At 64.3% G+C, this 17,707-nt stretch carries 21 protein-coding genes; 17 read left to right on the forward strand and 4 right to left on the reverse strand.

The genetic code is table 11. The annotated features are described in order from the left end of the window. Positions 1–308 precede the first annotated feature (308 nt). The 3 genes from GGD61_RS34030 to GGD61_RS34040 all read right to left on the reverse strand — a co-directional run bounded on the left by GGD61_RS34030 (position 309) and on the right by GGD61_RS34040 (position 2,220). On the reverse strand, positions 309–1,388 hold the full coding sequence (locus tag GGD61_RS34030; RefSeq protein WP_092261864.1) for a YeeE/YedE family protein: 1,080 nt from the start codon (positions 1,386–1,388) through the stop codon (positions 309–311). A 74-nt stretch (positions 1,389–1,462) separates the two neighbouring features. Continuing rightward, positions 1,463–1,813: a metalloregulator ArsR/SmtB family transcription factor gene (locus GGD61_RS34035; RefSeq protein ID WP_092261865.1), complete on the reverse strand. Its 351-nt coding sequence runs from the start codon at positions 1,811–1,813 to the stop codon at positions 1,463–1,465. A gap of 35 nt (positions 1,814–1,848) precedes the next feature. Next, the gene (locus GGD61_RS34040; protein ID WP_092261866.1) at positions 1,849–2,220 is read right to left on the reverse strand and encodes a thioredoxin; all 372 of its coding nucleotides are present in this window, start codon (positions 2,218–2,220) and stop codon (positions 1,849–1,851) included. Between the two features lie 106 nt (positions 2,221–2,326). Between GGD61_RS34040 and GGD61_RS34045 the strand changes: the two genes are divergently transcribed. After that, on the forward strand, positions 2,327–3,058 hold the full coding sequence (locus GGD61_RS34045) for a cytochrome c biogenesis CcdA family protein (RefSeq protein ID WP_092261867.1): 732 nt from the start codon (positions 2,327–2,329) through the stop codon (positions 3,056–3,058). 2 nt (positions 3,059–3,060) lie between these two features. On the opposite strand, the gene GGD61_RS34050 is transcribed toward GGD61_RS34045, so the two are convergent. Then, complete coding sequence (locus GGD61_RS34050; protein ID WP_246786109.1) at positions 3,061–3,675, reverse strand: hypothetical protein; 615 nt, start codon at positions 3,673–3,675, stop codon at positions 3,061–3,063. A gap of 146 nt (positions 3,676–3,821) precedes the next feature. Here GGD61_RS34050 and GGD61_RS34055 point away from each other — a divergent pair, with 146 nt between their 5' ends. The 16 genes from GGD61_RS34055 to GGD61_RS34130 all read left to right on the forward strand — a co-directional run bounded on the left by GGD61_RS34055 (position 3,822) and on the right by GGD61_RS34130 (position 17,702). Then, positions 3,822–4,445, forward strand: coding sequence for a thioredoxin family protein (locus tag GGD61_RS34055; RefSeq protein WP_246786110.1), 624 nt, complete (start codon positions 3,822–3,824; stop codon positions 4,443–4,445). Positions 4,446–4,571: 126 nt separating this feature from the next. Beyond that, positions 4,572–5,027 carry a sulfur oxidation c-type cytochrome SoxX gene (soxX, locus tag GGD61_RS34060; protein WP_092261868.1) on the forward strand — a complete coding sequence of 152 codons (456 nt, stop codon included), beginning with the start codon at positions 4,572–4,574 and terminating at the stop codon, positions 5,025–5,027. 18 nt (positions 5,028–5,045) lie between these two features. Then, positions 5,046–5,498 carry a thiosulfate oxidation carrier protein SoxY gene (soxY, locus tag GGD61_RS34065; RefSeq protein ID WP_183231927.1) on the forward strand — a complete coding sequence of 151 codons (453 nt, stop codon included), beginning with the start codon at positions 5,046–5,048 and terminating at the stop codon, positions 5,496–5,498. 18 nt (positions 5,499–5,516) lie between these two features. After that, complete coding sequence (soxZ, locus tag GGD61_RS34070; protein WP_092261870.1) at positions 5,517–5,843, forward strand: thiosulfate oxidation carrier complex protein SoxZ; 327 nt, start codon at positions 5,517–5,519, stop codon at positions 5,841–5,843. Positions 5,844–5,872: 29 nt separating this feature from the next. After that, positions 5,873–6,694: a sulfur oxidation c-type cytochrome SoxA gene (gene soxA, locus GGD61_RS34075; RefSeq protein WP_092261871.1), complete on the forward strand. Its 822-nt coding sequence runs from the start codon at positions 5,873–5,875 to the stop codon at positions 6,692–6,694. A 27-nt stretch (positions 6,695–6,721) separates the two neighbouring features. Further along, entirely contained in the window at positions 6,722–8,413 is a 1,692-nt protein-coding gene (soxB, locus tag GGD61_RS34080; RefSeq protein ID WP_183231928.1) for a thiosulfohydrolase SoxB, read from the forward strand. A 6-nt stretch (positions 8,414–8,419) separates the two neighbouring features. Then, the gene (soxC, locus tag GGD61_RS34085; RefSeq protein WP_092261873.1) at positions 8,420–9,682 is read left to right on the forward strand and encodes a sulfite dehydrogenase; all 1,263 of its coding nucleotides are present in this window, start codon (positions 8,420–8,422) and stop codon (positions 9,680–9,682) included. Beyond that, on the forward strand, positions 9,666–10,358 hold the full coding sequence (locus GGD61_RS34090; RefSeq protein ID WP_177237456.1) for a c-type cytochrome: 693 nt from the start codon (positions 9,666–9,668) through the stop codon (positions 10,356–10,358). The genes soxC and GGD61_RS34090 overlap by 17 nt, the downstream gene beginning before the upstream one ends. Beyond that, complete coding sequence (locus GGD61_RS34095; protein WP_092261875.1) at positions 10,355–10,819, forward strand: DsrE family protein; 465 nt, start codon at positions 10,355–10,357, stop codon at positions 10,817–10,819. The genes GGD61_RS34090 and GGD61_RS34095 overlap by 4 nt, the downstream gene beginning before the upstream one ends. Before the next feature lie 14 nt (positions 10,820–10,833). Then, positions 10,834–11,739, forward strand: coding sequence for an alpha/beta hydrolase (locus GGD61_RS34100; protein ID WP_092261876.1), 906 nt, complete (start codon positions 10,834–10,836; stop codon positions 11,737–11,739). Between the two features lie 8 nt (positions 11,740–11,747). Continuing rightward, positions 11,748–12,191 (forward strand): DsrE family protein, encoded by a 444-nt coding sequence (locus GGD61_RS34105; protein WP_092261877.1) that lies wholly within the window; start codon positions 11,748–11,750, stop codon positions 12,189–12,191. Between the two features lie 106 nt (positions 12,192–12,297). Continuing rightward, on the forward strand, positions 12,298–13,383 hold the full coding sequence (locus tag GGD61_RS34110) for a YeeE/YedE family protein (RefSeq protein WP_092261951.1): 1,086 nt from the start codon (positions 12,298–12,300) through the stop codon (positions 13,381–13,383). 154 nt (positions 13,384–13,537) lie between these two features. Next, the gene (locus tag GGD61_RS34115; RefSeq protein ID WP_092261878.1) at positions 13,538–14,797 is read left to right on the forward strand and encodes an extracellular solute-binding protein; all 1,260 of its coding nucleotides are present in this window, start codon (positions 13,538–13,540) and stop codon (positions 14,795–14,797) included. 2 nt (positions 14,798–14,799) lie between these two features. Then, complete coding sequence (locus GGD61_RS34120) at positions 14,800–15,741, forward strand: carbohydrate ABC transporter permease (RefSeq protein WP_092261879.1); 942 nt, start codon at positions 14,800–14,802, stop codon at positions 15,739–15,741. After that, a complete protein-coding gene (locus tag GGD61_RS34125; protein ID WP_092261880.1) occupies positions 15,734–16,582 on the forward strand; it encodes a carbohydrate ABC transporter permease in 849 nt (282 codons plus the stop codon). Before GGD61_RS34120 ends, GGD61_RS34125 begins: the two co-directional genes overlap by 8 nt. A 22-nt stretch (positions 16,583–16,604) precedes the next feature. Beyond that, positions 16,605–17,702 carry a Gfo/Idh/MocA family protein gene (locus tag GGD61_RS34130; protein WP_018316060.1) on the forward strand — a complete coding sequence of 366 codons (1,098 nt, stop codon included), beginning with the start codon at positions 16,605–16,607 and terminating at the stop codon, positions 17,700–17,702. Positions 17,703–17,707: the final 5 nt, after the last annotated feature.

The following is a 17,707-nucleotide window of genomic DNA, read 5'->3' on the forward strand; positions in this document are numbered from 1 at the left end:
TCGGCTCCCGGGAGATCACGGCATAAGCCGTCCAGCCATCGCGCAGGGAAGGCCGAGTGATCGGCACCACCTGTATGCTGCTGTGCGGTTCTTCCGGCGCGTGCTTTTCGCGCAGCAGACCGCGGGTGCGAGCCAGCACCCGGCCTTCCCTGCGCCCTCTTGGCCTTAGAGGGTAGCGAGACCAAGCAAAGCTCGGGCGAAATCAGCCGCGAGAATGCGAAGGTGTGTCTGCCGTCATGCTTGAAAGGGCAACCGGACTGCAGGAGGATACGAGGCCGGCAGTTCGACGGCGATCCGCGTTTTTCGAGTCAGGTCGAGACCCCGAACAGTCTGCGAACGGCCGGCAGCCACTCGCCGGTCATCGTGAACTCGAGCCCGAGGCGGGCGCCGCAGGCGATGGCCACCATCGTGACGGGGGCCGAAACCGCGAGCGTCGACAGCGCGCTCAGGCCCTGACCGATGGTGCAGCCCATCGACATGATGCCGCCGATGCCCATCAGCAGCGCGCCGATCATGTGACGCTTCAGCTCGCGTGCGTCGTCGCACGCTTCCCAGCGGAATCCGCGCGCGAGCATCGCGGCGGCAAACGAGCCGGCGACGACGCCGGCAACCGAGCCGATGCCGAAATTGAGCCGCGCGCCGGAGAAGGTGGCGACGTAGAGAATGGCATCACCAAGCGGTGCCACGAAGCTGAGCGAGGAGACCCGCACGGGGTCGAACTCGTCGTCGGCAAGCCATCCGGTGGCAAACCAGCCGAACGCAATCGCGGCGCCGACGGCAATGCCGGAGGCCAGGAGCCGCGGCGACCGGATCAGCCTGCCATCTGCAAGGGCCCAGAAGGCGAGCGCGGCGGACATCGCCACGACGAGGATCGCGCGCATCGCGCTGCCTGCGCCGAGCAGCGACGTCAAGGTCTGGGTGCTTCCCTCGGGTAGCCGCAACGACAACGGCTCGATCAGCATCAGGCGCAGCATGCCGGTGATGCCGCGCATGGTCGCGAGCGCCGACAGGCCGAGCACGAGAAAGACCACGATGGCGCGCAGATCGCCGCCGCCAACGCGCACCAGCGTGCCGAAGCCGCAGGTGCCGACCAGCGCCATGCCGACGCCGAACATCAGCCCGCCGATGATCGCACCGCCAAGTCCGATCGACGCCGTGAGGTAGATCGACCGCGACAGATCGACAATGCCGAACGCGGCGAGCGCCTGGGTCGCGAGCAGGGCGACTGCCGCGGCCAGCGCGAAGGATTTCAGCCGACGAAAATCCGATCCGAAGAATGCGTCCTCGAGCATCGCCAGCGTACAGAAACGACCCGCGCGGCCGGCAACGCCGAGCACGGCACCGGCGGCAAGCCCGCATGCGAACGCTATGGTCGAAGGGCTCAGCATTCCTCCCGCTTCGTTTTTGGTTCTGCCTTGCGGGTAGTCTGCCCCGGTGGGGCGCGAAAATCCAGCGTGGAGAACTACCGGCGGCGCCGGCGAACCGGCTCGCAGAACACGTCGTAAACGGCGGTGAGAATCTTGCGGACGTCCTCGCTGGCGAGACTGTAGTAGATCGTCTTGCCGTCGCGGCGGGTCGTCACCAGCCGATCGAGCCGCAACCGCGCGAGCTGCTGGGAGACGGTCGATTGGCGCTCGCCAAGGAACTGCTCGAGCTCGGTCACGGACTTCTCGCCCTCGGAGAGGATGCAGAGCAGCAGCAATCGGGACTCGTGCGACAGCGCCTTGAGCATGTCGCTGGCCTCGCGCGCCTTCTCGATCATCTGCTCGAGTTCGGCGGAGCCCTCGATATCCTTCAGCTTTGGCAACGGCATCGCGTCAAGTTCCTCTCAGAAAATCCGCAAGATGGTCACGACCTCCCGGGTTCCGATCCCGTGTTTGACAGGATTCGGTCCAACAAGCCGAAGAAGAAGGCATCGCCGGGATAGCCGCGAATGCGCCCGATCTCGCGGCCCCCTTGTACCACGATGAAGGTCGGCGTGAAGGGACCCGGATCGATTCCGGCGAGATCGGCGGGAAGGGGGCTGTTCAGGTCGACCCGGCGCAGTGGTGCAGCCCGGCTTTCGTCGGTCTTGCCGTAGATCGGGGCGATCTCGGCGTTGAAGCGCGCGCACCAGGCGCAGCCGGCGCGCTCGAACATGACGAGCTCGGCGGCGCGCGATGCCGTCGCGGGCAGCGTGAGCCCGACGGCGAGCGCGAGCAAAACGATGATTCTGTGCATGCTGCGTAACCGGCCTTTGCAGACTTCCTCGTGAAGGACTTGCTTTCCAAACGTCCTCGGCGCTTTATATCATTAAATTCGTATATGTGCTAGGGATGGGGCGGAAATGACCTTGGACGTTACGCTGGGTGCGGCCTTCGTCGCGGGCCTGTTGTCGTTCCTGTCGCCCTGCATCCTGCCCCTGGTGCCGCCCTTCCTGTGCTACATGGCCGGCGTCTCGGTCACGGATCTGTCCGGCGACAGGCCGGATCTGCGGCCGCGGATCCTGATCTCCGCGCTGGCCTTCGTGGCGGGCTTTTCGCTGGTGTTCGTCGCGCTCGGCTCGACCGCCTCGATCGCGGGACACTTCATTTCCGCGCACCTGTCGACGCTCGGCATCGTCGCCGGCGGGCTGATTATCGTCATGGGCCTGCATTTCCTGGGGCTCCTTCGGATTCCGCTGCTCTATCGCAGCGCGACCGTGCAAGTTGACAACCGCCCGGCCGGCGTGGCGGGGGCCTTCGTCATGGGCCTGGCCTTTGCGTTTGGCTGGACGCCCTGTGCCGGCCCCATCCTCGCCGCCGTCCTGCTGATGGCGGGATCGGAGGACACGACCGGACGGGGCGCACTGCTGCTCCTCGCCTATTCGGTCGGGACCGGCATTCCCTTCCTGGTCGCGGCGGCCTTCACCGGTCGCTTCATTGCCGCGCTTGGCCGTGTGCGCCGGCATCTCGGTCTGATCGAGAAGACGATGGGCGTATTCCTGGTCGCGACGGGTCTGATGTTCCTGACCGGATTGATGCCCGTGGTCTCCGAATGGCTGCTCGAGCATTTTCCTGCATTGACCAGCATCGGCTGAGGCTAGCCGTAACGGAAGTCGAGCAACTGGGCAGAGGATTGCAGTTCGATGAGGTAACGATGCACGAGCGGGCCGTCGCCCGCCATCGCGGCATGAGCGATCTCGCCGCTGCTGGCGATTGCGCCGTCGATCAGGCGGCGGAATTCACCTTGGACGGCGATCTCGCTGTTTGCCCATTCGTTACAGCGTTGAAGCCGATCGCGGAACGCACTCGCGGCGGCGACGGTGTCCTCGGCATTCGCCGATGCCGGCTGTTCGCCGTACCTGGTGGCGGCGATACGCAACGCTTCCATGGCGGGCGCGATCTCGAAGATGCAATCGCCGAGGTCGTACAGGCCCGCGTGACGCCTGAGCGCGTGAAAAGCCTGCCGAACCGCAAGCAACTCGCGGCCAGCGGCGACATTGTCTCCGCGGTCCAGCGCGCCCGTGATCGCCGTGAGTCTCTCGCGACCTCCGTCGAGAAATCGCGTCAATTCGGCCGGCGCATAAGCGGGCGGGGGACCGGATGTGCTCGGCACAAGCCGCTTCCACCCGGCGACCGCTTCGTCCGTCTCGATCTGCGCCAGTGCGAAATTTCCAGTGCGCGCATAGCTCGCGGCGGTGCGCAGATTGGCCATGATCGGCGCCATCGCCGATGCGAAATCCGCAGGTCTATCGGCTTCCGCGCCGAGCGCGAGCGCGTTCGAGGCCAGCCATGCCAGCAGCACGATGGTGCAGCGCAAGATAGGATCTCCTTGTCACATTCGTGTATTCGAATATCATAATGAAAATGAGCAACGCGCAAGACCTTCCGAGGCACGAAACCCCGACCTCGCTTCGCAAGCCGACGCGACGCGGCGTCCTCGCATTCGCTGCAGGCGCGGCGTTGGCCGGCCGCGGCGCGGCGGCGGCCGAGGCAGTCGTCGGAGAAGACGGGCTCTATCACGAGCCCTGGTTTCTGCAGAGCTTCCTCGATCTGCGCGAGGATCTGGAGGGCGCTGCGGCCGGCGGCAAGCGGCTTGCCATCATGTGGGAGCTGCGCGGCTGCCCCTATTGCCGCGAGACGCATCTTGTGAACTTCGCCGATGCCGGCATCGCCAGCTATATCCGCGACAATTTCGAGGTGTTGCAGCTCAACCTGATCGGCTCGCGCAAGGTGACGGACTTCGACCGCCAGGAATTAACAGAGAAAGAGCTCGCCCAGAAATACGGGATCCGGTTCACGCCGACCTTTCAGTTCTTTCCACCATCCGCCGATGGCCTCGAAACAAAGGATGCAATGGCGCGCGAGGTGGCGCGGGCACCCGGCTATCTCAAGCCGCCGCACTTCCTGGCGATGTTTCGCTTCGTGCGGGAGCGCGCTTACGAGCGCGGCTCGTTCCGGGATTTTCTCGCCGCGAACGGCTGATGCGGAACGCCGTCGAATTCCGCTTGACGCCAGCGTTTATATGAACATATCATAATAACTGAATTTGATGGACTGTGAGTCCGTCGTGACCAAGCGGGCGTCACCCCGCGATCCGAGGGTAGGAACATGCGGCGCTCGCTTGCAGCTGCGTTTGCACTTTGTCTGTCGGCCGGAAGCGCTCTGGCGCAAGATCCGAACAAGGAGCCGATCAGGCTCGATATCGTCAACGACTCCTTGCCGAAATCCCTGACCGGCGCGCCCGGTAATGCCGCCGCCGGCAAGAAGGTATTTCTGACGCGCACGCTCGGCAATTGCCTGGCCTGCCACCAGGTCACCAGCCTGAAGTCCGAGGATTTCCACGGCGAGTTCGGTCCATCCCTGGACGGCGTGGCCGGCCGCTACACCGAGGAGCAATTGCGCCTCATCATCGCCGACCCCAAGCGCATCTTTACCGACACCGTCATGCCGGCGTTCTTCCGGAATGATGGCCTCAGCCGGGTGCGCCCGGAGTTCGTCGGCAAGTCCATTTTGACGGCCGCGCAGGTCGAGGACGTCATCGCTTTTCTCAAGACGCTGAACTGACGGCGAGGAGGATCAGGAATGAGAGCCATCAATCGACGGCAGGCATTTGCGCTCGGGGGCGGCTTCGTCATGCTGACGCTGATGCCCATCGCAGCCGATGCCGAGGTGACGGGCGATGCGGCGAAGTGGATCGAGACGTTCACCGGCGGCAAGCGGCCTGCCAAGGGCAAGATCGCGCTCGACCTGCCGGAGATCGCGGAGAACGGCAACACCGTGCCGCTCTCGATCAACATCGAGAGCCCGATGACGGCAGACGCCTATGTGAAAGACGTTCTGATCATCGCCGACGGCAACCCCAATGCGGGCGTGGCGACGCTGTCGTTTACGCCGCTGTCGGGCAAGGCGGAAGCTTCGATCCGGATCCGGCTTGCGACCACGCAGAACGTGATTGCGGTCGCGAAGATGAGTGACGGTTCGCTGTTCATGGAGCAGAAGACCGTCAAGGTCACCATCGGCGGCTGCGGCGGCTAGGGCGTCAGGAGAGGAACAATGGCAGACAAACCGCGCATCAAGCTTCCCAAGGAAGCGGCCAAAGGCGAGGTGATCCAGATCAAGACCCTGGTCTCGCATGTCATGGAATCCGGCCAGCGCAAGGACGCGCAGGGCAAGGCCATTCCGCGCAAGATCATCAACAAGTTCGCCTGCGAGTTCAACGGAAAGCCGGTGTTCTCCTGCGCGCTCGAGCCTGCGATCTCGGCCAATCCCTACGTCCAGTTCGACGCGCGGGTCGACGAAGCCGGCACGTTCAAGTTCTCCTGGACGGACGACGATGGCACGGTGATCACGGCTGAAGAGAAGATTGCGTTCAAGGCATGATGCGCATCGCGCATTGAGGGAGGCACGCAATGGCGCGACGATATGTTGGGTTGGCCGCTCTGGTCGCGGCCGCCGCGTCGGTTGCGACGCTCGCGGTCGCTGAGGACGCCGAGCGCAAGGGCATCGCGGCGCCGCCCGGCCACGTCTTCAAGACCATCATCTCCGGCTACGAATTTCGCAGCAAGGAGACCCGCGCGCTGCAGGACGACGATCTCGAGAATCCGGGCTTCCTCGCCGTGGAGCGCGCGGCTGACGTCTGGAAGAAGGTCGAGGGCAGCGAGGGCAAGTCCTGCATGAGCTGTCACGGCGAGGCCGAGACCAGCATGAAGGGCGTCGGCGCCGCCATGCCGAAATGGGACGACAAGCTGAAGAAGCCGGTCAATCTCGAACAGCGCATCAACATCTGCCGCAGCGAGCACATGAAGGCCGAGCCCTGGAAATTCAAATCCCGTGAGCTGACCGACATGACAGCGTTCGTGCGCTACCAATCGCGCGGCATGAAAGTCTCGGTGAAGACCGACGGGCCGATGTCGCCCTGGTTCGAGCGCGGCAAGCAGATCTATTACACGCGCTACGGCCAACTCGATCTCGCCTGCGAGTCCTGCCACGAGCGCAACAACGGCAAGTTCATGCGCGCGGACTTCCTGAGCCAGGGCCAGACCAACGGTTTTCCGACCTATCGGCTGCGCGACCAGCGCCTGGTGCCACTGCATGAGCGATTCGAAGGCTGCATGTTCGACGTGCGCGCCGAGCCGTTCAAGCCGCTATCGGACGAGTTCCTCGCGCTCGAGCTCTATGTGGCCTGGCGCGGCATCGGCCTTCCGGTCGAGACGCCGTCGGTGCGCAACTGAAACGTTGAGCTTGCAGGAGTGTTGCGCATGATCTCTCGCCGCGAGTTCATTCAGGTTGCCGCGGCAACGGCAGGACTTTCGACCGGTGTGGGCTCCAGCCTGAACCGTGCGTTCGCCCAGCAGCGCTTGACCGAAAAGGAATTGTTGGCCTTCGAGCCGCTCGGCAACGTCACGCTGGTGCATGTGACCGATATCCACGGTCAGCTGATGCCGCTCTATTTCCGCGAGCCTTCGACCAATCTCGGCGTGGGTGAGGCCAAGGGCCTTCCGCCGCACGTCACCGGCAAGGAGTTTCTCGCCCGCTTCGGCATCGCGCCCGGCTCCTCGGCGGCCTACGCCCTGACCTCGGAGGATTTCGAGGCGCTCGCCAAGAGTTATGGCCGGATCGGCGGCCTCGATCGCGCCGCGACCGTGATCAAGGCGATCCGTGCCGAGCGCGGCGACAAGGTCGCATTGCTCGACGGCGGCGACACCTGGCAGGGCTCATGGTCGTCACTGAAGACGCGCGGTCAGGACATGATCGACTGCATGGCACTGCTCAAGCCCGACGCCATGACCGGGCATTGGGAGTTCACCTACGGCAGCGAGCGGGTCAAGCAGGCCATCGAAGGCCTCGGCTTCCCGTTCCTCGGCCTCAATATCCGCGACACCGAATGGAACGAGGCGGCGTTCGAGGGCTCGACCATGATCGAGCGCGGCGGCGTCAAGATCGCGGTGCTCGGCCAGGCCTTCCCCTATACACCGGTCGCCAATCCGCGCTGGATGATTCCGAACTGGTCGTTCGGCGTGCGCGAGGAGGACGTCCAGGCGCAAGTCGACAAGGCGCGCAAAGGCGGCGCGCAGCTCGTCGTGCTGCTGTCGCATAACGGTTTCGATGTCGACCGCAAGCTCGCGAGCCGCGTCAAGGGCATCGACGTTATCCTGACCGGCCATACCCATGACGCGCTGCCGGAGGCGGTCAAGGTAGGCAAGACCCTGCTGATCGCATCGGGCTCCTCCGGCAAGTTCGTCTCGCGGCTCGATCTCGACGTCCGCGACGGTGAGGTCAAAGCGTTCCGTTACAAGCTCATTCCGCTGTTCTCCGATGTGATCACGGCGGACGCCGAGATGGCCGCGAAGATCGCCGAGGTCCGCAAACCCTTCGCCTCCGATCTGGCCAAGGTACTCGGCAAGACCGACTCGCTGCTCTACCGGCGCGGCAATTTCAACGGCACGTTCGACGATCTGATCTGCCAGGCGCTGCTGCAGGAGCGCGATGCCGAGATCGCACTCTCGCCCGGTTTCCGCTGGGGCACCAGCGTGCTGCCCGGACAGGACATCACTTTCGAGGACGTCACCAACGCGACCGCGATCACGTATCCGGCGGTTTACCGCATGGGTATGACGGGTTCGCGGTTGAAGGAGATCATCGAGGACGTCGCCGATAACCTCTTCAATGTCGACCCCTATTATCAGCAGGGCGGCGACATGGTGCGGATCGGCGGGCTTTCCTACGCGATCGACGTCACCAAGCCGCAGGGGCAGCGCATCTCCGACATGCAGGTCCTCAAGACCGGCACACCGATCGAGCCCGCCAGGGAATATCAGGTCGCCGGCTGGGCCAGCGTCAACGAAGGAACCGAAGGGCCGCCGATCTGGGACGTCGTCGCGAATTACCTGACGCGACAGAAAACCGTTCGGCTCGAGCCCAACCGGGCCGTCAAAGTTACCGGAGCGTAAGAAGCGATGTCGAAGATGGACAGTCAATCCCGTCGCAGCTTCCTGGCCGCCGGCGCCGGCGTCGCAGCCTCGATGCTGGCAAGGCCGGCGGCCGCAGGCGGAAATCCCGCCAACCAGCCGCCCAATGTGCCGGAATGGACCAAGTCGCTCGGCGAGGGCGTCGCGGTGCGCCCGTATGGTAAGCCGTCGAAATTCGAGAAGGACGTCGTCCGGCGCGACGTCGAATGGCTGACCGCCTCGCGCGAATCCTCGGTGAGTTTCACGCCGCTGCATGAGCTCGAAGGCATCATCACCCCGAACGGCCTCTGTTTCGAGCGGCATCACGGCGGCATCGCCGAGATCGATCCGGCCGATCATCGCCTGATGATCCACGGGCTGGTCGAGCGTCCGCTCATTCTCACCCTGGAGGAGTTGAAGCGCTATCCGCGCGTCAACCGCATCCACTTCATGGAATGCGCGGCGAATTCGGGCATGGAATGGCGCGGCGCCCAGCTTAATGGCTGCCAGTTCACCCACGGCATGATCCACTGCGTGCAGTACACCGGCGTCTCGCTGCGCACCCTGCTGGAGGAAGCCGGCGTCAAGGCGAGCGGCAAGTGGCTGCTGGTCGAAGGCGCCGACGCGGCGGCGATGGACCGCAGCCTGCCGATCGAGAAAGCGCTCGACGACTGCATCATCGCCTACAAGATGAACGGCGAGGCGCTCTATCCCGAACAGGGCTATCCGATGCGGCTCGTGGTGCCAGGCTGGCAGGGCAATCTCTGGGTCAAGTGGCTGCGCCGCATCAAGGTCGGCGACCAGCCCTGGCACACTCGCGAGGAGACGTCGAAATACACGGACCTCATGCCGAACGGCAAGGCGCGCCGCTTCACCTGGTCGATGGACGCCAAGTCCGTGATCACGAGCCCGAGCCCGCAAGCACCGATCAAGCACGGCAAAGGCTTTACCATCGTCTCGGGTCTGGCCTGGAGCGGCAACGGCAAGGTCAAGCGCGTGGACGTGTCACTCGACGGCGGCCGAAATTGGTGGCCGGCGCGGCTCGACGGGCCGGTTCTCGACAAGGCGCTGACGCGTTTTTACTACGAGTTCGACTGGAACGGTGAGCCGCTGCTGCTGCAATCGCGCGTGCAGGACGAAACCGGCTACGTGCAGCCGAGCAAGGCGGAGCTGCGCAAGATCCGCGGCGTCAACTCCATCTATCACAACAATGGCATCCAGACCTGGCATGTGCAGGCCAATGGTGAGGTCGAGAATGTCGAAGTCGCTTAAGTTCACTGCAGCCGCGCTGCTCGCATGCGCGCTGAGCGTGCCGGCGCTCGCGCAGCAGAAGGCGGACGCCAAGAACGGTCCACGCTATCACATCGGCCGCGCGCCGACCGCGGACGAGATCAGCGGCTGGGATATCGACGTGCGCCCGGACGGCCAGGGCCTGCCGGACGGCAAGGGCACGGCCATGCAGGGCGAAAAGCTGTTCATGGACAATTGTTCGTCCTGCCACGGCGAGTTCGGCGAGGGCAACGGCCGCTGGCCGGTGCTGGCCGGCGGCAAGGGCTCACTGACGTCTGACAACCCGGTCAAGACGGTCGGCTCGTACTGGCCCTACGCGTCCACCGTGTTCGACTACGTCCGTCACGCTATGCCTTATGGCAATACGGGATCCCTGTCCGTCGATGAATATTATGCGCTGGTCGCTTACGTCCTCTATCTGAACGACGTCGTCACCGATCAAAACTTCGAGCTGAACAAGAAGACCCTTGCGACGATCAAGATGCCGAACGAGCAAGGGTTCGTGATGGACGACCGCGCCACCAGCGAGAAGTCGTTCTGGCAGAAAGACCCCTGCATGAAGAATTGCATCGCCCCGGTGAAGATTACGGGGCGCGCTGCCGCCATCGACGTGACGCCCGAGGACGGCAAGGAGAAGAAGTCGCGGGGCGTGGAGTGAGACACGGCCGGGCGAGCCGCCGCGCGGTGCTGCATGCGGCTCTCGCTGTTGGCTCGCTCATCGTAATCCATCCGGCCGTGGCCCAGGCGGCCGAACCTCACAGGCTCGCGCTGCAGATCAGCGACGACGACCCGGTCAAGATGCGCGCCGTGCTCGATGTTGCGGCCAACGTCTCGCGGCATTATTCGGGGCAGGGCGAGGATGTCGAAATCGCAGTGGTTGCGTTCAACGGCGGCCTCGACATGCTGCTTCAGGACCGCTCGCCGGTGAAGGAGCGCCTGGCGAACTTCCTGAAATCGATGCCCAATGTGAGCTTCATCGCTTGCGGCAACACGCTGGAGACGCTGGCGGCGAAGGAGGACAAGCGGCCGCCGCTGATTGAGGGCGTCAGCGTCACGCAGGTCGGGGTTGCCGCGCTGATGGATTTGGCGGAGAAGAACTGGACGATTGTCCGGCCCTGAGGAGAAAGCCGCTGATGCGATGGTTGATAGGACTGGCCGTCTTGCTCGCGTTCGCAGGGTCCGCATATGCGGCTGAACAGGAGCTCGAACTGTCGGTCGACGGCCGCACCACGCTCGCGACACTGCGCACGCCAGCCGCGATGACACCGGACACGCCGCTCGTCGTAATGACCCACGGCACGCTTGCGCACAAGGACATGGAGGTCATTCAGGGCGTTGCCAAGGCGCTTGAGCAGCGCGGCATCGCTTCGCTCGCCCATACGCTGTCGCTGGGGCTCGATCGCCGCAAAGGCATGTACGACTGTACCGCACGGCATGATTATGTCGTTGAGGATGCAGTCGCGGAGATCGGCGCCTGGGTCGCGCGGGCGAGGGGCATGTCCCGGCTCGTCTTCGCGTTCGGCCATTCGCGCGGCGGCAACCAGGTGGCGCGGTATCTTGCCGCGAACGAGACTTCGCCGGTGGCGGGTGGGGTGCTGCTGGCGCCGGTGACCGCAAAAGCCGAGGCCGATCTGCGCGCCTCCTACGCCAAGACCTATGGCAAGCCGCTCGAGCCGGTTCTGGAGCTGGCGACGAAAGCGGTTGCGGCGGGCCGGGGCGGGGAGTGGATGGACGTGCCGGGCTTCGTCTATTGCCGCAATGCCGTGGTTTCCGCGCGGGCCTTTGCGTCATTCTACGGTCCCGATGCCGGCCAGGACACGGCCGCGCTGGTGGCGCGCGTGAAGCTGCCGGTGCTGGTGCTCGCCGCGACCAAGGACACCGTCGTGCCCGACGTGGCGGCCGCCTTCACGTCGCTTGCCGGTTCGAGCGGGGGCAGGGTGCATCTCGACAAGATCGAGGACGCCGATCATTTCTTCCGCGACCTGTTCGCGGAAGACGTTGCCGATCGAATCGCCGAGTTCATCAAGCAGGCACGATAGGAGGGACCATGCAGCGTCGATCCATGCTTGGCGCGAGCGTTGCCGGGCTGTTTGGTGCGTTCGCGGTGCGCCAGGCGTCCGCGGCGACGGAAACGCCCGCGCGACAGCGCGTCGTCTATCATCTGGCCGATTCCGATCGTGTCGTCTTCGTTCTGGGCAATCTGCAGAACCATGTCGACGGCGTCGGTGGACCCGGCAAGGCCGACATCAGGCTGGTCGTGCACGGACCGGCGCTGCGTGCCTTCCACGCGCTCGCGGCGCAGGACCACACCGTTGCGATGATGACGAAGCTCGTCGATGCCGGCGTCGGCTTCGATGCCTGCGCCAATACGATGAAGGCGCAGGGCGTCAAGCTGGACGATCTCACGCCCGGTTTCGTGGTGGCCGAGAAGGGCGGCGTGGTGCGGCTCGTCGAGCTGCAACAGCAGGGATTTGCCTATTTGCGCCCCTGAGGCCGCTGTGTTCCGGCATCCTGCGACATCGAGCTTTGATCTGGCTCATGGGACGCGACGACGCGATCGCTAGAATTGCATGCTCGCAGCAACAGCCGAGGCGGACGTGCTGACGCCGATCATCGATCTCTTGGGTGAAGATCCGCTGTCATGGTTCGGCGGCCTCATGGTCGGGGGTCTGTTCGGGTTCTTCGCGCAGCGCAGCCGCTTCTGTCTGCGTGCCGCGGCGGTCGAATTTTCCCGAGGCGAGGGCGGGCCGCGCCTTGCCGTCTGGCTCCTGACTTTTGCCGCGGCGCTGGTGGGTACGCAAGGCCTGGTCGCGCTCGGCTGGCTCGACGTATCCGAGGCGCGCCAGCTCGCGCAGCAGGGCAGCATCTCCGGCGCTCTCCTGGGCGGTGTGATGTTCGGTTGCGGGATGATTTTGGCGCGCGGCTGCGCCAGCCGGCTGCTGGTGCTCTCGGCCAATGGCAATCTCCGGGCATTGTTGTCGGGGCTGGTGTTTGCGGTGACCGCGCAAGCCTCCTATCGCGGCCTGCTGTCGCCCGCCCGTGAATGGGTGACCAACCTGTGGCTGGTCGATGGCGGTCCGTCGCGCGACATCATGGCCATGTTCGGTGCCGGCACGCCCGAGAAGCTTGCATTCGGAGGTTTGTGGCTGATTGCGGGGCTGGCCTTCGCCTTTCGCAGCCGGTTGCCGCGCCGGCTGATCCTTGCCGCGATTGCGACCGGAACGGCCGTCGTCGCCGGCTGGCTCTTCACCTACCAGCTGTCGCAGGCTTCCTTCGCGCCGGTGACCTTGAAGAGCCTCACCTTCAGCGGGCCGTCGGCCGAGCTCTTGATGCTGGTGCTCAACAGCGCGCAGCTTCGGCTCGGCTTCGACCTCGGCATCGTCCCCGGCGTATTCCTCGGCTCGTTTCTGGCCGCGGCGCGCGCGCATGAACTTAAGCTCGAGGGATTTTCGGACGGGCTCGGCATGCGGCGCTATCTGTTCGGCGCGGTGCTGATGGGGTTTGGCGCGATGCTCGCCGGCGGCTGCGCGGTCGGCGCCGGCGTGACTGGTGCCTCCGTATTCGCACTCACCGCCTGGCTCGTGCTCGGCGGCATGTGGCTGGGGGCGGGACTCACGGATCTGCTTGTCGACCGCGCCGGCGTGCCGCAGCAGACGACGGGCTTGCCGGCCGCGAGCGGCTGAAATCAACATTGTCGCATTGCTAAACACAACATCGAGCGTTTTGGCGAATGCGCGTGCTTGCTTCTGAGGTACGTAGATCAGAATTTTAGTTGCGTACCTCAGAAATCGGGAGCAGGATCGCGGCAAAGAATAAGATCGGTCGGGAGGAGATGTGATGAGACTGCTCAGGAAGCTGGGACTCGCCGCTGCCGCATGCCTGCTTTTGGCCGACGCCGCAGCATCCGATACGATCGTAAAGTGGCTGCACATCGAGGCAAATCCGGCCCAGGTGAAAATCTGGGAGGAGGTCGCGCGCGCCTATGAGGCCTCCCATCCTGGCGTCAAGGTCGAGATGCAGTTTCTCGAGAACGAAGCCTACAAGGCCAAGCTGCCGACCATCCTGCAATCCAAGGATCGCCCGAACATCATCTACAGCTGGGCCGGCGGCGTCCTGAAGACCCAGATCGAGGCAGGTGTTCTCGACGACATCACCGAACAGGTGAAGGGTTACAGCGATAGTCTCACGCCGGCCGCGCTCGCCGCGTTCACCGCCAACGGCCGCGTTTATGGTCTGCCGACCGCGCTATCGCAGGTCGGCTTCCTCTGCAACAAGGAGCTGATGGCCAAGGCGAAAGTCGATCCTGCCGGGATCAAGAGCTGGGACGATCTGCTTGCGGCGGTGAAGACGTTGAAGGCCGCCGGTGTGACGCCGATCGTGGTCGGCGGCGCCGACAAATGGCCGTTGCACTTCTACTGGACCCATCTTGCGGTGCGCATCGGCGGCAAGCCGGCATTCGACGCGGCATTGCGCGGCGAGGACAGCGGCTTCGCCGGCGAGACCTTCCAGAAATCCGGCGAGCTGTTCAAGCAACTCGTCGATCTCCAGCCGTTCCAGAATGGCTTCCTTGGTTTCAAGAATCCTCAGGCCGTCGGCTATTTCGGCGACGGCAAGGCGGCGATGACGCTCGCGATCAGCACTGTCTATCATTTGCAGCGCGCTCTCGCCGCCGACAAGGTCGGATTGAGCGAAGACAAGATCTGCTGGTTCGACTTCCCGGTGGTGGCCGGCGGCAAGGGCGCGCCGACCGACACGCTCGGCGGCATTACCGGCTGGCTGGTCACGAAAGGTTCGCCGAAGGAGGCGGTCGATTTCCTGAAGTACTTCGTCTCGAAGGACGTGCAGACGCGGCTTGCGGCGGGTAACTTCATCATCCCGGTGGTGCAGGGCGCGGACGCTGGTCTCAACAATGCCTTCATGAAGCTGATCGCGGCCAATCTGGCGAAGTCGAACTACCACCAGAACTTCTATGACCAGAGCCTTGGTCCGTCGGTCGGCCGCGTCGTCAACGACGTCACCGCGGAGATCGCCGGTGGCAGCATGAGCCCGCAGAATGCGGCGAAGGCGATCGAGGCGGCGTGGAAGCAGGGCAACTGACGGTGGCGCGGCGTATCGCGAATTCGCCCGCGATTGGCGTTGCGGGGACACCGTTCTCTTCGCTCGCGGTCCGCGGCCCGGCCTGGGACGGCCGCTTCACGGTTCTGATCTTGTTCCTGCCGCCGGCGCTGCTGTTATTCACGCTGTTCGTGGTGCTGCCGATCGGCGAGGCCGCCTGGTATTCGGCCTTCAATTGGAACGGGTTCGGCAGGCCGACCAACTGGATCGGCTTCGACAATTACCGCTTCGTGCTGGAGACGCGCGCCTTCTGGCTCGCGCTGCGCAACAATGGGCTGATTATTGCGGTCTCGCTCGCGATCCAGCTTCCGCTCGCGCTGACGCTCGCCTTGATGCTCGCCGAACGCTTTCGCGGGTCGGTGGCGCTGCGCATGCTGTTCTTCATGCCCTATATCCTGGCCGAGATCGCGACCGGGCTGATCTTCAGCTTCGTCTATGACGGCGATTACGGCCTCGTCGCCTCGATCTGGCGCAGCTTCGGCGCCGAGCCGCCGCATCTGCTGGCCTCGACCGACACGTCGATGCTGGCCGTGCTGATCGTGATCGTGTGGAAGTATTTTGGCTTCCACATGATGCTGTTCATCGCGGCGCTCCAGAGTCTCGACAAGAGCCTGATCGAGGCGGCACGCATTGACGGTGCGACGCGCTGGCAAGCCCTGCGCCATGTCGTCATTCCCTTGCTCTATCCGACGATCCGCCTCTCGGTGTTTTTCGCCATTGTCGGCTCGCTGCAGCTGTTCGACCTCGTCATGCCGCTGACACGCGGGGGGCCTGCGGACTCCTCGAACACGATGGTGAGCTTCCTCTACAACAACGGCATCTCGCGCATGCGGGTCGGCTATGGCAGCGCCATCGGCGTCATCCTGTTCGCGATCTGCGTGACCTTTGCCTTTACCTACAAGCGTTGGTTCATGCGCGATGAATAGTGCGAAGATTTCCCGCAGCCCGGTCGATCCTGCCGTGCTGTTCAAGGCCGTGTTCCTCGCCATCGTGGCCATCTTCGTGCTGGTGCCGCTGCTCGCGACGTTGCTCGGCGGCTTCAAATCGCTCGGCGAATTGCGCGTCAACCCGTTCGGTTTGCCGCGTCAATGGGAATGGCAGAATTACTCCGACATCCTGTTCTCCGCGCGCTACTGGCAGCTCCTGCGCAACTCGCTGATCATATCGTCGCTCGCGGTGGTGTTGACCCTGATCACCGCATCGATGGCGGCGTTCACCTTTGCCCATGTCAAGTTCTACGGCAGCTCGATGCTGCTGAGCTATCTCACGCTCGGCCTGCTGTTTCCGGCGGCGACCGCGGTGCTTCCGCTGTTCATCAAGGTGCGCGATCTCGGGCTGCTCGATACCTATTTCGGCGTTGCGTTGCCGCAGGTGGCCTTCAGCCTCGCGATGAGCGTGCTGCTGCTACGGCGGTTCTTCAAGGACATTCCCTACGAACTGCTCGAGGCTGCGCTGGTCGACGGCTGCAGCTACATCAAGTTCTTCCGCTATGTGACGTTGCCGCTGTCGCGGCCGATCCTGGCGACCGTCGGGACCATCACCTTCGTCAACAGCTGGAACGCCTATCTGTTGCCGCTGGTGATGCTCAACACGGATGCGCTCTATCCCTGGCCGCTCGGCATCATGGTCTATCAGGGCGAGTATTCGTCCGAATGGCACCTGATCCTGGCCTTCATCACGTTGACCATCCTGCCGACGATCATTCTCTTCCTTCTGGCGCAGAAGCACATCGTTGCCGGCCTCACTGCGGGTGCGGTCAAGGGATGAACGAACCCTTACGGAGATCACAATGAGAAAAGTCGGAATTGGAATCATCGGCTGCGGTGTCATCAGCACCGCCTACCTCAAGGCGGCGCAACGCTTCCCGGTCATGGAGGTCAGGGCGCTCGCCGATATGCGCAGTGAAGTCGCGGAGCGGCAGGGTGCCGTTTTCGGGCTGCCGGCGATGCGGGTCGATCAATTACTCAAACGCGATGACGTCGAGGTCGTCATCAATCTCACGGTGCCGCTGGCACACACTGATGTCAGTCTCGCGGTGCTGAATGCCGGAAAGCATGTCCATTCCGAGAAGCCGCTCGGCATCAACGCCGCCGAAGCCCGCAAGGTGATCGATCTCGCCGCACAGAAGAACCTGCGCGTCGGCTGCGCGCCCGACACGTTCCTTGGCGGCGGGCATCAGACCGCCCGCAAGCTGATCGACGACGGTGCGATCGGCACGCCGGTGGCGGGCAGTGCCTTCTTCGGCTGCCCCGGCCATGAGCGCTGGCACCCGGCGCCGGGCTTCTATTACTTGCGCGGCGGCGGGCCGATGCTCGACATGGGGCCGTACTACATCACCGATCTCGTGCAATTGCTCGGCCCGGTCGCGAGCGTGATGGGCTCGACGGCGCGGCCGCGATCCGAGCGCCTGGTTACCAGCCAGCCGATGAACGGCACGCTGATCCCGGTCGAGGTTTCGACCCATGTCGCGGGCACGCTTGAATTCGAGAGCGGAGCGGTCATCTCGATCGCGATGAGCTTTGATGTACCGAAGCACCGGCACGCGCCGATCGAGATCTATGGCGACAAGGGCAGCCTGCAGGTGCCGGACCCGAACCGCTTCGGCGGCGAGGTGCACCTCGCCAGGACCGGCGGCGAATGGGAAACAATGCCGTGGACGCACGGCCATGTCGAAGGCGAGTTCCGCTCCATCGGGGTCGCCGACATGGCGTCCGCGATCCTGAACAACCGACCGCACCGCGCCAGCGGCGCGCTTGCGTTCCACGTGCTGGAGGTGATGGAGGCGTTCCAAACCTCCGCCGATGAAGGGCGCCGCGTCAAGATCGAGAGCAGCGTCGAGCGGCCGGCGATGCTGCCGGCGGGACGTGAAACGGGACAGGTCGACTGAGGGAA

This window comes from Bradyrhizobium sp. SBR1B, from assembly GCF_014198205.1.
Lineage (GTDB): Bacteria > Pseudomonadota > Alphaproteobacteria > Rhizobiales > Xanthobacteraceae > Bradyrhizobium.

What these genes read in the sequence shown, in the direction of transcription:
- GGD61_RS34030 (WP_092261864.1), bottom strand. Translation starts at nt 1,388, where the DNA reads ATGCTGAGCCCTTCGACCATAGCGTTCGCATGCGGGCTTGCCGCCGGT.
- GGD61_RS34035 (WP_092261865.1), bottom strand. Translation starts at nt 1,813, where the DNA reads ATGCCGTTGCCAAAGCTGAAGGATATCGAGGGCTCCGCCGAACTCGAG.
- GGD61_RS34040 (WP_092261866.1), bottom strand. Translation starts at nt 2,220, where the DNA reads ATGCACAGAATCATCGTTTTGCTCGCGCTCGCCGTCGGGCTCACGCTG.
- GGD61_RS34045 (WP_092261867.1), top strand. Translation starts at nt 2,327, where the DNA reads ATGACCTTGGACGTTACGCTGGGTGCGGCCTTCGTCGCGGGCCTGTTG.
- GGD61_RS34050 (WP_246786109.1), bottom strand. Translation starts at nt 3,675, where the DNA reads ATGGCCAATCTGCGCACCGCCGCGAGCTATGCGCGCACTGGAAATTTC.
- GGD61_RS34055 (WP_246786110.1), top strand. Translation starts at nt 3,822, where the DNA reads ATGAAAATGAGCAACGCGCAAGACCTTCCGAGGCACGAAACCCCGACC.
- soxX (WP_092261868.1), top strand. Translation starts at nt 4,572, where the DNA reads ATGCGGCGCTCGCTTGCAGCTGCGTTTGCACTTTGTCTGTCGGCCGGA.
- soxY (WP_183231927.1), top strand. Translation starts at nt 5,046, where the DNA reads ATGAGAGCCATCAATCGACGGCAGGCATTTGCGCTCGGGGGCGGCTTC.
- soxZ (WP_092261870.1), top strand. Translation starts at nt 5,517, where the DNA reads ATGGCAGACAAACCGCGCATCAAGCTTCCCAAGGAAGCGGCCAAAGGC.
- soxA (WP_092261871.1), top strand. Translation starts at nt 5,873, where the DNA reads ATGGCGCGACGATATGTTGGGTTGGCCGCTCTGGTCGCGGCCGCCGCG.
- soxB (WP_183231928.1), top strand. Translation starts at nt 6,722, where the DNA reads ATGATCTCTCGCCGCGAGTTCATTCAGGTTGCCGCGGCAACGGCAGGA.
- soxC (WP_092261873.1), top strand. Translation starts at nt 8,420, where the DNA reads ATGTCGAAGATGGACAGTCAATCCCGTCGCAGCTTCCTGGCCGCCGGC.
- GGD61_RS34090 (WP_177237456.1), top strand. Translation starts at nt 9,666, where the DNA reads ATGTCGAAGTCGCTTAAGTTCACTGCAGCCGCGCTGCTCGCATGCGCG.
- GGD61_RS34100 (WP_092261876.1), top strand. Translation starts at nt 10,834, where the DNA reads ATGCGATGGTTGATAGGACTGGCCGTCTTGCTCGCGTTCGCAGGGTCC.
- GGD61_RS34105 (WP_092261877.1), top strand. Translation starts at nt 11,748, where the DNA reads ATGCAGCGTCGATCCATGCTTGGCGCGAGCGTTGCCGGGCTGTTTGGT.
- GGD61_RS34115 (WP_092261878.1), top strand. Translation starts at nt 13,538, where the DNA reads ATGAGACTGCTCAGGAAGCTGGGACTCGCCGCTGCCGCATGCCTGCTT.
- GGD61_RS34125 (WP_092261880.1), top strand. Translation starts at nt 15,734, where the DNA reads ATGAATAGTGCGAAGATTTCCCGCAGCCCGGTCGATCCTGCCGTGCTG.
- GGD61_RS34130 (WP_018316060.1), top strand. Translation starts at nt 16,605, where the DNA reads ATGAGAAAAGTCGGAATTGGAATCATCGGCTGCGGTGTCATCAGCACC.